This window comes from Sulfuricella sp. (assembly GCF_035531155.1).
In the GTDB taxonomy this organism is placed as follows: domain Bacteria; phylum Pseudomonadota; class Gammaproteobacteria; order Burkholderiales; family Sulfuricellaceae; genus Sulfuricella.
The window spans coordinates 134,746-147,347 of the sequence record NZ_DATKTK010000055.1; the positions used below are offsets into that span (position 1 = coordinate 134,746).

The window sequence follows — 12,602 nt, forward strand, 5'->3', positions numbered from 1 at the left end:
GTGAGGGCTGAGGAGGAAAAGCGGGATCGGCGCGGGTTTTGATTCTTCGCCTCACCCCTCACGCCTGTCAAATCTTCGGCAAGGTCACGCCGTGCTGGCCTTGATACTTGCCGCCACGGTCCTTGTATGAGGTTTCACAAACCTCGTCCGATTCAAAAAACAGCACCTGGGCCACACCCTCGTTGGCGTAGATTTTGGCGGGCAGCGGCGTGGTGTTGGAGAATTCCAGGGTCACGTAGCCCTCCCACTCCGGCTCGAACGGCGTCACGTTGACGATGATGCCGCAGCGCGCATAGGTGGACTTGCCCAGGCAGATCGTCAACACGCTGCGCGGGATGCGAAAATACTCCAGGGTGCGCGCCAGGACGAACGAATTGGGCGGGATGATGCAGACATCGCTTTTGACGTCGACGAACGAATTGGGGTCGAAATTCTTGGGATCGACGATAGTGGAATTGATGTTGGTGAACAGCTTGAATTCATCCGAGCAGCGGATATCGTAACCATAGCTTGAAGTGCCGTAAGAAACGATTTTTTTGCCGTCCACGCTCCGTACCTGCCCCGGCTCGTAGGGTTCGATCATGCCATGCTGTTCCGCCATGCGGCGAATCCACTTGTCCGATTTAATGCTCATCATGTACCCGTGTGATGCGTAATGGGTAATGAGTGATGGGTGGATCCGTTACACATTCCCCATCACCCATTCCCCATCACGTGTTTTGTATAACGATATTGGGGAAGCGTGCACTGAAATCCTGCGCCTGCTCGGCAACTTTAACCGCCACGCGGCGTGCGATTTCCTTGTAAATCTGGGAAACGCGCCCGTCAGGATCGGCCACTACCGGCGGCCTACCCTCGTCAGTCTGCTGGCGGATGTTGATGTCCAGCGGCAATGCACCAAGAAACTCGACATTGAAATCCTTGCACATCTTCTCACCGCCGCCGATACCGAAAAGACGCTCTTCATGGCCGCAGTTGGTGCAAATGTGCAGGCTCATGTTTTCCACGATACCGAGGATGGGGATACCCACTTTTTCGAACATTTTCAACCCCTTGCGCGCGTCGATCATAGCCACATCCTGAGGAGTGGTAACGATCACAGAGCCGGTCACCGGCACGGTTTGCGCCAGAGTGAGCTGGATGTCGCCGGTACCGGGCGGCAGATCCACCACCAGATAATCCACGTCCTTCCAGTTGGTGTCATTCAGGAGTTGCCCCAGCGCTTGGGTTACCATCGGGCCGCGCCATACCATCGGCTGATCCGGATCAATCAGAAAACCGATGGACATGGCTTGCAGGCCGTGGCCATTCAGCGGCTCAAGTTTTTTGCCATCTGCAGAAGGTTCGGGACGATCATCCTTAATGCCCAGCATAAGTGGCTGGGAAGGGCCGTAGATGTCAGCATCGAGAATACCCACTCGCGCACCTTCGGCAGCCAACGCCAGAGCCAGGTTCACCGCAGTGGTGGACTTGCCCACGCCGCCCTTGCCGGAAGCCACGGCGATGATATTCTTGATGCCCGGAATCAGCTTGACGCCGCGCTGCACGCTATGCGAAACAATCTGAGAGGATGTATTGACCGTCACGCTACCGACGCCGGGAATACTTTTGATCTTGTCGCCAACCAATGTACTGATGCTTTCGAACACACTCTTACCCGGGTAACCGAGGACGATGTCGAGCGTAACCTTGTCGCCGTCGATCTTGATGTTCTTGACCGACTTGGTGCTGACAAAATCCTTCTTGGTATTAGGATCGGTAATTTCCTTCAGTGCGTCTTGCACCTGTTGTTCTGACACGGACATGCTGACTCCTTGAGTGTAACCATTTTTGCCGAATACCCCAGAGGGCATGAGGCAGAAAACGAAAGTTTAACGAATAATTGGGCTTGCTACCACGGTTTGTTACAATTGGGGTCTTTCAAGTTCCTGACAAACCGCAATGAAACGCAAGATCCTGGTTACCAGCGCCCTACCCTACGCCAATGGCAGCATCCATCTTGGCCATCTGGTTGAATACATCCAGACCGATATCTGGGTACGATTCCAGAAAATGCAAGGGCACGAGTGCCATTACGTCTGCGCCGACGACACCCACGGCACCCCCATCATGCTGCGCGCCCAAGCCGAGGGCATCACCCCGGAGGCCCTGATCGAACGCGTCTGGCACGAGCACAAGGCGGATTTCGACGGCTTCCACGTCGAATTCGACAACTACTACTCGACCAATTCCGACGAAAACCGGGAACTGGCACAGAACATCTACCGCACCCTGCGCGACCAGGAAAAACTGATCGAAACCAAAACCATCGAGCAGTTCTACGACCCGGAAAAGGAAATGTTCCTGCCGGACCGCTTCATCAAGGGCGAATGCCCCAAGTGCCATGCTTTAGACCAGTACGGCGACTCTTGCGAGGCCTGCGGCGCCACCTATTCACCCACCGATCTGATCAACCCGGTTTCCGCCGTTTCCGGAGCCACGCCGGTGCGCAAGGAATCCGAGCACTACTTCTTCACGCTCGGCGCCTGCGCTGACTTCCTGAAAGAGTGGACCAACGCCGGTCACCTACAACCGGAAGCCGCCAACAAGATGCAGGAATGGATCGGCGGCGGCCTGCAGAACTGGGACATTTCCCGCGACGCGCCCTACTTCGGCTTCGAAATCCCGGATGCGCCGGGCAAATATTTCTACGTCTGGCTCGACGCCCCGGTCGGCTACATGGCCAGCTTCAAGAACCTGTGCGCCAAGAAGAGTCTGGATTTCAACGCCTACTGGGGGCAGGATTCCACCGCCGAGCTCTACCATTTCATCGGCAAGGACATCCTCTACTTCCACGCCCTGTTCTGGCCGGCGATGCTGAAATTCTCCGGTCACCGCACGCCTACCGGTGTCTTCGCCCACGGCTTCCTCACCGTCAACGGCCAGAAAATGTCCAAGTCGCGCGGCACCTTCATCACCGCCGCCAGCTACCGCAAGCACCTCAACCCGGAACAGCTGCGCTACTATTTCGCCGCCAAGCTCAACAGCAGCATCGAGGATATCGACCTCAGCCTGGAGGACTTCACGGCGCGGGTGAACAGCGACCTGATCGGCAAGTACGTCAACATCGCCTCGCGCTCGGCCGGCTTCATCACCAAGCGCTTCGGCGGCAATCTCGGCGACATGGCCGATCAGACCCTGCTGCAACAACTGCAAGGCACCGCCAAGGATATCGCCGCCCAGTATGAGGCTCGCGAATATGGCAAGGCCTTGCGCGACATCATGCGCCTGACCGATCTCGCCAACCAGTATGTGGACGACAACAAGCCTTGGGAACTGGCCAAGCAGGAAGGTACGGGAGCCCGCCTACACGAAGCCTGCAGCGTCAGCCTCAACCTGTTCCGCTTGCTTACCCTGTATCTCAAGCCGGTGCTGCCCAAGCTGGCCGCAGACGTGGAAGCCTTCCTCAACATTCCGCCGCTGCAATGGGCGGACGCAGCCACACTGCTGCCGGCAGGCCACACCATCAACCCCTACCAGCACCTGATGACCCGTATCGACCCAAAACAAGTGGAAGCCATGATCGAAGAAAACAAAGCCACCCTGACTCCGGCAGCGGAGCACTCCCCCGCGCGCCATGCCGAGAAGCAAACGCACGAAATCCAGCCGATCGCCGAAACCATCAGCATCGACGATTTCTCCAAGATCGATCTGCGCATCGCCAAAATCGTCAGCGCCGAGCATATCGAAGGTGCAGAAAAACTGCTCAGGCTCACCCTCGACATCGGCGAGGAGAATCCGCGCACCGTGTTCGCCGGCATCAAGTCGGCCTATGCGCCGGAGAAGCTGATCGGCCGCCACACCGTGATGGTCGCCAACCTCGCCCCGCGCAAGATGAAGTTCGGATTATCGGAAGGGATGGTGCTGGCCGCCAGCGGCGATGGCGGCCTGTACATTCTCAGCCCGGACGAGGGCGCCAAGCCGGGGATGCGAGTGAAATAAAAAAGGCGGCTCGAGCCGCCTTTTTTACGCCCGCCCTTGCCTCTCAGGGCTTCAGGTAGACATAGCCTTGCTGGGATTGCAGCTTGGAAATCTCCGCCACGCCGGAGGGCACAATTACGGCTTCAGGGATCACTTTTTTCGGGTCGATCTTGCGTCCGACCAATGTGTTGTTGCACACATCGAATGTCACGCCTTTTGCCTTCAACTCCTGGACTTTGACGTCATACGGATTGCCGTCCTTGTCGGTTGCGCCATCAAGCAAGAAGTCGATACCCTTGCCGTGGGTGACAAGCACGATTGTCGCCTGCGGGTTGGCGCTAAGGTGATTTTTGACATTGTTCATCGCCACCCCCGCCACTGCGGAGTCGTTCACATGATAAACGACCTTCTCCGGAAATCCGGCCGCAGCCGACTTGCCTCCGGTTGAGGCACAACCCGCAAGGCCAAACAAGCCAAATAATGCGCTCAGAAAAATCAAGTTACGCAAACGTACCATTTTTATCTCCTAAATATAATTATAATTTGGCAAAAGCCCATAACGATGGAACTTCCGCTAAGCACATTGGCGTTTTTTCTAACATTTGTAAATAGTCCAAATGCACTTACCCCATGATTTTACAGCCATATTCAGGATACATCCATCTTCTTAGTCGATATTAACCAGGCACAGCATCCATGAATACCCGCCACCATCTGAGAGTTTACGGTCATGTTCAGGGCGTTTTCTTCCGCGAGGCCATGTGCCGCAAGGCTCATCAGCTCGGCATCACCGGCTGGGTCAGAAATTGCCGCGACGGCACCGTGGAAGCAATGATTCAGGGAGCGCCGGAAGCGGTCAGCGCCATGATCGAATGGGCCAGGTCAGGGCCGGAACTGGCGCGGGTAGAAAGAGTGGAAATCAATGCGGGCAGTGGCGAGTATACCGATTTTGAAAAGCTGGATACCGCTTGAAGCGGTGGCATGCAACTGGGCTAGAACATCGCCCTGAGGAAATTCAGGTAAGCAGTCGCATCCGGCTCACCCTCGGCGGGCGCCCAGGGTGCTTTTTCTGCCGGCTCCAGCGCCTTATAGGGGCCGGCCTTGGCCTCGAAGAAGATACTGCCAGGCTCCAGGGCCACCACGGAATGAAACACGCCATGGGGAATATTCACCCCCACTGCTTCACCTCCCGGAGCCAGGCTTGCCGTCCCGGTAACATTTCCCTCATGGTCGAAGAAAACAGCCCCGAACCGACCCGAGAGCGCGATGATGGACTCATCCTTGCTCGCATCCAAGTGGCAGTGTGGCGGGATATATGAATCCGGCTCCATCGCATTGAGCAGTCGATGACTCGCATCCGCCTCGGCGGCATGGAAATTGAAATTCTTGCGTCGACGTGGCGCAGCCTGCGCTTCCGAAGAAACGCAGTCGAATAATTCACGGTTGATGATCTGGGGGTTATTCATGCGGACAATGATACCAATGTCTGAAAAAGGCAAAAAAAAACGCGGCTCACCTAAGTGACCGCGCTTAAAATCCACCAAAAAGGAGGATGGAGGAGACAACACCGGAACAACTCATAGTTGATGAGCAATTCAAGTTATTAGCATTATCTAATATTCTCATTTGCTTTGCAAGCATTTTTTGAAAAATGCTGACGAGTAGTGGGTGAACAGCTGTTCACCAGCATTGTGCAATGGGGAGTGCTGCGCCCTTTTGCCCGAGATGGTCGAGCGTCAATGTCCCGCAGCTGTCTGCTGCCATGGTGCCCGTAGGGGTTGCATTCAGCGTATAGGTACTTGCCCCCTGGTTGGTGATGCTCAGGATGTAATACGCGCTGGCATGCGCCTGGTCGCTGGGGGTGTGATCAGGGAAAATGGCGCCTGCGCCGTCTCCGAGTATTGCATTGAGATAGGTATTCTTCTCCGTGTAATAGCGCTCCAGTGCCTGGGCTGCATTCGAGAGCGCCGCCTTGGCGTCGGCACGGCGGGACTTTCTGACGCTTTCCATATAGGAAGGGTAGGCGATGGCGGCCAATATGCCTACTATTACAACGACGATCATGAGTTCAATCAGGGTAAAACCGGCAGCTTTTTTCATGGTAGTCGCTCAGTGCTGTGCCGCAGATATGAGCCATATTTCAATGATCCGTTCTGTGCCGGATTCGTTTAGCACTTTGAAGCGGATACGGTCGTTTTTTTTGAGTGCCAGCGGGCTGGCGCCGTGGACGGGGGTGGTGGCTGCAGAAAACAAATAGCGTACGCCACCCACAACCATGATTCTGCCGCCCAGATCGATTTTCTCGATGGCGCCTTCCCGCTCATTGCTCGCAGACTGGGAGGACGCTGCTGCGGCTTGGCTTTGTTCTCCCGTTACCTGAATCGCTGCGGCATTCTGCGCCATGACCAATGCCAAAAGCATGGCGATATGAGTTGAAATTTTCATCCGCGTTTCCTCGCCTTATTGAATCTGTTTCCAGGAGACACGCCCTGATCCGCTAGGGCCTGCGGACTCGAGAATTTTTTCGATCGTGCCAGAGGATAGATTCAGGTACTTGTTTTCCAGGTTGCTGGTGCTGCTGCCGCCCGCTCCACCCAAAATGCCCGGTGCGGAGGGAATGCCGCTCATTTTCTTTCCGCTGGGAGGGACGTTACTACCGCCAAAGGCGATCACATCCGCCAAATCAATTTTTCCATCGCCATTCACATCCAGTACCGGGTCGAGGGGGTGGCCGCCGCTCAATGCATCCATTTCCATCAGCCAGCCGCTTCCGCCGTAACTACAGGCAGTTGTCTCGGGAATCATGGTGGTGAAGATGATTTTACCGTTCCTTAGCTGTGATTCGGTCACTTGGCGCTCCCCACCGGTCGGCAGGTCGAGATACCAGCCTTTATGGGTACCCCAGTCGATGATGTTGTTGCTGGTCATTCTGTAATCGCCTGAAACACCGGTCACCGACTGCTGCAGGAGAGCGCCTCTGCCGCTGACCTGGACATCATCATCCCAGACGGCATAAAAAGCTTGGGGCGACGTGGTTGAGTTGTCCGTGGTTTCCAGGTATTTCCCGGTGCCAAAATAAACCATCACGCCGCTGACCGGATGTTTGCCGACTTCGAGACGCGTGGTGACCGGCTGGGGAGTGTTGGCCGCGTCTTTGGCCGTGAACAGTGGGGCGGGATTCGCGGCATTGCCAAATGCCACTTTCCACTGGCTGGGCGAGGTTCCGGTGACGTCGAATTTCCAGATGTTGCCCAGCAGGTCGCCGGCATAAATATAATCGGTCACCCCGTCGCCGTTGGTGTCCACAGGGATGGGCGTGGCGAGGCCATTGGGCGTGGTCGCCGATCCGCTCTTGGTATTGATTTTTGTCAGCACGGCGCCGGTTTCCACATCCAGGATATAGAGCACCGCATAACCGCTGGTGCTGGCGTGGCCATCCGCCTCGGTGTTGTTGTAGCCATTGCCGAATACCGCAGCCCATTTTCCATTGGCCATTTTGACCAGGGACGGCTGACTGAAGCTGTAGCCTAGCGCATAGCGCATGGTGGCGTCAGTATCGGCGTCAGAGCTATCGGTGAACTCCCAGCGCACGATACCGGCTGCATTGTTTTCAGAAAATGCAGCCGGATTGGTCACGTCAAGAGCGAAAAACCCCTGCCCTCCACCGCTCAGGCCGCCCAGCAGCACGCTATGCCAGGTGCCGGCGTAAAAAGCATCTCCCACCGTGGGCGAGCCATCGACGAAATAGCGGTGGCTGTAGCTGGGCGAAGTGAGCTGGCTCAGATTGTTGTAAACCGCTGCCGGCACGTAGGCGAGCTTTTCTTCGCCGCTGCCGGCATCGAAGCCATGAAGCATGCCGTCATTGCCGCCGATGTAAATCATCGGCGTGCGATTCATGTACGAGGATACGAAATTCGGATAAGACGCCGATTCAAAGCTGCTCGGGTAATTGAAGGGCGGTGCGGCGACATAATAAGGCGCAGAATGAATCAAATCTCCCAATTTGCTGTTGGGCCGAACGCGGTAGCCATTGCCGCTGCCCTCATTGCTGCTGCTGCCGCGCAGAAAGTCGAGACGCGCGCCTCCCTGACCATCCGTCACGCCGCTGGCATTCTTGTTCAGCGCAACGATCTGGACGCTATCCAGTTCAATGGAAGTCGGGCTGGCTGAATTGACGGGCCAGCGAAATGGAATGCCTGTGCTGCCGGAAGGTTTGTAAGTGATGATTTTGCGGCCGCTGTCATAATTCTGCGTATTGACCTTTTGCCCCGCATCCCAGGATGGAGCTCCAATGGTGCCATTCGACTGGATCGGAAGCGCGAGCAGTTGGCCGGACCAATCGCCACTGCTGAATTTTGCCTGGTAGATGAAGGCATTGGTGCTCCAGGTTCCAGTGTTGAGCGAAACAGTGGATGCGGCGCCAGTCTTGGAGATGATGTCGTTGGCCACATTCTGGATGGCAGCCTGGAAGCTGGTCTGGTCGGTAGCGAGATACGCAGTGCCGGTGCCGCCGGCATTTGCCAATGCATTCATCACCGCCATGGCTTCCGCATTGGCGACCGTGTCGCTCAACGCGACCATGTAGGTCTGCACGTCAAACGCGGTGCCGCCCTTGTTCGTGCTACGCAACGCGTTGACGGAATTGATGGCGTCCTGCGCGGCTGTTCCAAAGGCCCATGTCCCGGAGGCCGGATTAAAAGTATTGGTGCGCTGGGCAGACGTGTAAAGGGTGCCGCTACTGGTGCCCGTGGGCAGGCCATCGGTTACCATCATGACAAAATTCTTCTGGCAGGAATAGGCAATCGGGCTGAGCTGACTTTGGTAGGAAGATGAAAAATAGGTTCGCGCCGAATCCAGCGTTCCCTTGAGCGGGGTAAATACCGCACCATTCTTGATTTCGCTGCTGCTGGTGCCGGTTTCAGCCGCCAGCTTGGCGATCAGGCTATTGAAATGGGTGGTTGAGTCCGCTTGCACAGGCTCGTTTAGCGTGCCGGTTCCCGTGATGTTGGACAGATACCCCCAAGCGCGAGGCAAATAAAGTTGGCGGGTAATAGGTGGATTGGCGGGCAGGTATCCTGCATCGGTCGGGGTGAATGCCCAGGTACCCTGAGAACCGCTGAAGGCGCTGGTGGCCCAGCTATTGCCAGCGGCCGTGCTGTGGGTGGTGTAAACCTTGTAACTGGTTCCCGTGCCTGGCGTCAGACCCCATAAAGCGGTATAGGGACCGGAGTTGTCATACAGCACATCGTTGATATCGGGGTCGTCGCCGGTCTTGTCATAGGTAACGTAATTTCCACCGCTGAATGCTTGCGGGTTGGCAACGCAGCGCCGGCCACCATTGGTGGCGGAAATTCCGCTGACGCAGTCATTGGTAAACACCATGCCACTATCCGACCCGAGGTAGTAGGCATAGGTGTTGTACTTGGTGGGCGGATTGCTGGACATGCCATAACTCATCAGCCCCCAGTTGAATGTGGTGCGATAGTTGGAAATCGTGTCGCGAATGACCTGTCGGCCGATATTGCTGCGAGTCGCGGCATCGTTTCCAGCGATCAGCCTTCCCGCCATGGTGGAATCCATGGATTGCGAGTTGTCGTAGATGACCAGCACATTGGGCAATACGCCACTGGTCAGGAACAGGGGAACGGTTGCCAGCGCCAATTGTCCGCTGTTGGCTGCGGGATGAAGCAGTGGGCCAGCGCTAAACGCCAGCAGCAAGGCGGCGGCAAAGGGACGTTGCTTGCCGGGGAGAATTGATTTCATGATTTTCATGCTCCTTGCCGCGCCGTATCACTTCTTGATAAACAAACTTTGCAGGATGACACGGGATTCCGATCTTCCTCCAACGCCCAGGGCTGAAATACGGTAAACCACGCCGCTGGATGCCGGCTTGATCCCCGTGCCTATGCTTTGCCCAGGGCTCGCAGGCAGGGTAGACAGTAATTCGATAATGTATCTAGGCTGAGAGCCAACCAATGCCAGAGAGACAGCGCCGGTATAAGCACCATATTCGCGGGTGATCGAGGTGTCGCTCCAGTTGATGCTCTGTGCCAGGGGCGTGGAGGAAGAAGGCAGCAAACACAATCCTTTCGTGCAGGAAGCATCGAAACCAGACGCAGGGCTGATATTTTTAAGGATATCCAGCTCGGCATCGCGCAGGCCAGATTCCGCAGCCTGGAACGCGATATTCAAATCGCGACTGTTCCCCGCCATGCGTTCTTCCATTGCGTTGATGGACATGGCGGCGACTCCCAGCAAGGTCAGCACCACCAGAAAAATCAGCCCGGTGACCAGAACGGCACCCTGTTCATGCCGTACTTGATGATGGGGGAAAAAAGTCGGGACGGCCATCACATGGTCCGGTTGCGCAGAGTTACCACGGTGGAAAACACGCGGCGCAACTTGCGGTCAGCGGGCGTCACGATCGCGCCGTTGAAGGTGTATGGCTGGGGGTTGCTGGTGATTTTGTCCTCTAGCGTGGACATCAGGAATGAAAGTTTGAAACTCATAATCCGATTCATGTCCGTCACATTATCTGCTGTCACATAGCGATTCACGCTGCGATCGTTGTCGGTGTCCTCGCCATAAAGGATCTGCATGTTTTCCACGCCCTCGGCCAGTTCCTCCGGGGCTCCGCCGGCCACCTTGCGCCACAGGGAACGACTGCCAGCGACTGTTGTGCCGGGCGCAATGAAGTAGGAAACAGTGACGAGTTTCATGATTTCCGCATCGTCACGAAAGATTTTACCCAGATCGCTGGTGGCATTTCCGGGTGTGCCGACCCCCGTGTTGTGCGCAATCGTTCCGCTGGCGCCTGGATCCGCGCCGGAAACCTGCAGGATTGCCGCCGCGGAGCAATCGGTTACCAGGATGATGTCGTACTGGCTCAAACCATTGTCGGCATCAACATGCAATGCGGCAGAATTGTTGCTCATGAAAGGTGCGGTTACGCCTATCCCCGGTTCCTGGGCACGACGGAGGGTGATGACATCGCTCCCTGCCACAGGGGGCGGATTTGCCGATGAAAGGGCTGTGGGGAGTGCGGGAGACCAGGCCGAGCCGGCGTCCTCAAAGCCCTGTACTCCGACCGTGAAGTTGTAATTGAAATCCGTCCCGTTGTTTAGCGTGTTGACTGGCGTAATGGCGCTGCTGCTGCATCCCCGGAAACCTGCCATGCGTAAATCCTTGATCAGGAACTCCATGGCGAAGCGGCTATTGTCCTGGAGCTGCCACAATGAATCCTGCATGCGATAGGTTTGTTTGCTGCTGACAAAGACCATCCCTATCCCGCCCAGAATAAACAGGCCGATCGTGATCGCGACCATGAGCTCGACGAGCGTATAGCCTTGCTGTTGTGCAGGAATGGCCGGGGTGGTCATGGCTTGAAACTCATGGCAAATAGTTTGGGCGTGCCGCTCTTGTCGTCATTCCACCATACCTTGATGGCATACGCCGTTCCCGAACCATCGCATGCAATTGAAGCTGGCGTGCCGTCGTCCGGCGTGCTGTCGAGGCAGACCGCTCCGGCGCCCGAGGGCAGGTTTGTGGCGTTGGCCAAATTCCACTCGTGCAGATCGGCTTGCGCCATCAATGCAGGGGTGCAACTGGAAGAAACGCAGCCCGGATCACCGGGATCGCCGGAAAGGTTATTGTAGTTTCCACCATTGACGCCCTGGACATTGGCGCGCATCCGGTCAGCCATGTCATAAGCGAGATAAGTTGCCTGAGATCTCAGGGCTGAGCTGTGATTGGCGCGCAGCCCCGAGAGTTGCATGCCGGCGACACCCAGCAGGCCAATGGAAAGCACGACCATGGCAATGAGCACCTCTATGAGGGTAAACCCTGAAGTACGCGGCAAGCTCGAAGCGAACCTTTTGGCGGGAATCATTTTCTCATGCTCATGAACATATGAAATCACGGTTGATGTTGACGCGACCCGTTGCCGTAATGCGTATTTCACGGCCTTTTTCGCCGCTGCGGCTATCGCACAACCGAAATATCCTGGTGGTGCCCGCAGCGATGTCCATGAAACCAGAAGGCAAATAAACAATTGGCGCGGCGACGCCAGCGCTGGTCAAGGTATTGCCATGCAGGTCCTCATGAATGCGCAGCACCGCTTCGCTCGGGTCCAGCAAGGTGTTGCCGTTGCTGTCCGCCCAAATCCGCCAGCCGCTATCAAAACCGGATACGGCAGGGCTAACTACCACACGACTGCTTCTTTTGGTGGCTTCGCTGCGGGCCATGGCAAGTGCGCCCGTGAATTCGGCGGCCTGAGAGGCCAGGCGATTGTCGAGAATGAATGAGCGAAGGCTGGGCACGGCCAAGGCAAGCATGATGCCAACAATCGAAACCGTGACCATCAGTTCCGTCAGCGTGAAGCCCAGTGTTCTGTTCATTGTCGCGGGCATTGCCGAAACTCCTGCCAAATAGTTTCAGGCAAGGGCGCAAGCCATGGTGGGAGGGGATAGCAGGAAGCGGCTGGGGTGATGCAAGCGAACCCTTTGCGCTTGTCACCTCCGTCTGGCAATCCCGCTGTCCTAGAGAAATCAACCCCTTAGACCGGTAACTTTGCGCCCCCGCCTTTCGAACGGGTTTGCCTTTTTCAGAAGCTTTGTTTTTGAATTCTATCTTTTCTTTTTTAC

13 protein-coding genes and 1 riboswitch are annotated in these 12,602 nt (G+C 56.3%); of the genes, 2 read left to right on the forward strand and 11 right to left on the reverse strand.

Translation table 11 applies throughout. From position 1 onward, the window contains the following. Positions 1 to 67: 67 nt before the first annotated feature. Complete coding sequence (gene dcd / locus VMV64_RS12260) at positions 68 to 634, reverse strand: dCTP deaminase (RefSeq protein ID WP_009204872.1); 567 nt, start codon at positions 632 to 634, stop codon at positions 68 to 70. Positions 635 to 710: 76 nt separating this feature from the next. Further along, positions 711 to 1,805 carry an iron-sulfur cluster carrier protein ApbC gene (apbC, locus tag VMV64_RS12265; RefSeq protein WP_325330708.1) on the reverse strand — a complete coding sequence of 365 codons (1,095 nt, stop codon included), beginning with the start codon at positions 1,803 to 1,805 and terminating at the stop codon, positions 711 to 713. Between the two features lie 136 nt (positions 1,806 to 1,941). On the opposite strand from apbC, the gene metG reads away from it, so the two are divergent. Further along, the gene (gene metG / locus VMV64_RS12270) at positions 1,942 to 3,981 is read left to right on the forward strand and encodes a methionine--tRNA ligase (RefSeq protein WP_325330710.1); all 2,040 of its coding nucleotides are present in this window, start codon (positions 1,942 to 1,944) and stop codon (positions 3,979 to 3,981) included. A gap of 43 nt (positions 3,982 to 4,024) precedes the next feature. On the opposite strand, the gene VMV64_RS12275 is transcribed toward metG, so the two are convergent. Then, positions 4,025 to 4,477: a DsrE family protein gene (locus VMV64_RS12275; RefSeq protein ID WP_325330712.1), complete on the reverse strand. Its 453-nt coding sequence runs from the start codon at positions 4,475 to 4,477 to the stop codon at positions 4,025 to 4,027. Positions 4,478 to 4,656: 179 nt separating this feature from the next. Here VMV64_RS12275 and VMV64_RS12280 point away from each other — a divergent pair, with 179 nt between their 5' ends. Next, complete coding sequence (locus tag VMV64_RS12280; protein ID WP_325330714.1) at positions 4,657 to 4,932, forward strand: acylphosphatase; 276 nt, start codon at positions 4,657 to 4,659, stop codon at positions 4,930 to 4,932. Between the two features lie 20 nt (positions 4,933 to 4,952). On the opposite strand, the gene VMV64_RS12285 is transcribed toward VMV64_RS12280, so the two are convergent. The 8 genes from VMV64_RS12285 to VMV64_RS12320 form a co-directional block, all read right to left on the reverse strand. Further along, positions 4,953 to 5,426 carry a WbuC family cupin fold metalloprotein gene (locus VMV64_RS12285; protein WP_325330716.1) on the reverse strand — a complete coding sequence of 158 codons (474 nt, stop codon included), beginning with the start codon at positions 5,424 to 5,426 and terminating at the stop codon, positions 4,953 to 4,955. Between the two features lie 214 nt (positions 5,427 to 5,640). After that, positions 5,641 to 6,060 carry a type IV pilin protein gene (locus tag VMV64_RS12290; RefSeq protein ID WP_325330718.1) on the reverse strand — a complete coding sequence of 140 codons (420 nt, stop codon included), beginning with the start codon at positions 6,058 to 6,060 and terminating at the stop codon, positions 5,641 to 5,643. A 9-nt stretch (positions 6,061 to 6,069) separates the two neighbouring features. Then, positions 6,070 to 6,405, reverse strand: coding sequence for a hypothetical protein (locus VMV64_RS12295; protein ID WP_325330720.1), 336 nt, complete (start codon positions 6,403 to 6,405; stop codon positions 6,070 to 6,072). Between the two features lie 15 nt (positions 6,406 to 6,420). Then, on the reverse strand, positions 6,421 to 9,723 hold the full coding sequence (locus tag VMV64_RS12300) for a pilus assembly protein (protein ID WP_325330722.1): 3,303 nt from the start codon (positions 9,721 to 9,723) through the stop codon (positions 6,421 to 6,423). Positions 9,724 to 9,750: 27 nt separating this feature from the next. Continuing rightward, entirely contained in the window at positions 9,751 to 10,311 is a 561-nt protein-coding gene (locus tag VMV64_RS12305) for a pilus assembly PilX family protein (protein WP_325330724.1), read from the reverse strand. Next, on the reverse strand, positions 10,311 to 11,339 hold the full coding sequence (locus tag VMV64_RS12310; RefSeq protein ID WP_325330726.1) for a PilW family protein: 1,029 nt from the start codon (positions 11,337 to 11,339) through the stop codon (positions 10,311 to 10,313). The genes VMV64_RS12305 and VMV64_RS12310 overlap by 1 nt, the downstream gene beginning before the upstream one ends. Beyond that, positions 11,336 to 11,848, reverse strand: coding sequence for a type IV pilus modification protein PilV (gene pilV / locus VMV64_RS12315; protein WP_325330728.1), 513 nt, complete (start codon positions 11,846 to 11,848; stop codon positions 11,336 to 11,338). Before pilV ends, VMV64_RS12310 begins: the two co-directional genes overlap by 4 nt. A gap of 10 nt (positions 11,849 to 11,858) precedes the next feature. Then, positions 11,859 to 12,368 (reverse strand): GspH/FimT family pseudopilin, encoded by a 510-nt coding sequence (locus VMV64_RS12320; protein WP_325330730.1) that lies wholly within the window; start codon positions 12,366 to 12,368, stop codon positions 11,859 to 11,861. A 111-nt stretch (positions 12,369 to 12,479) separates the two neighbouring features. Continuing rightward, a riboswitch (cyclic di-GMP riboswitch) is annotated at positions 12,480 to 12,568 on the reverse strand. Between the last annotated feature and the right edge of the window lie 34 nt (positions 12,569 to 12,602).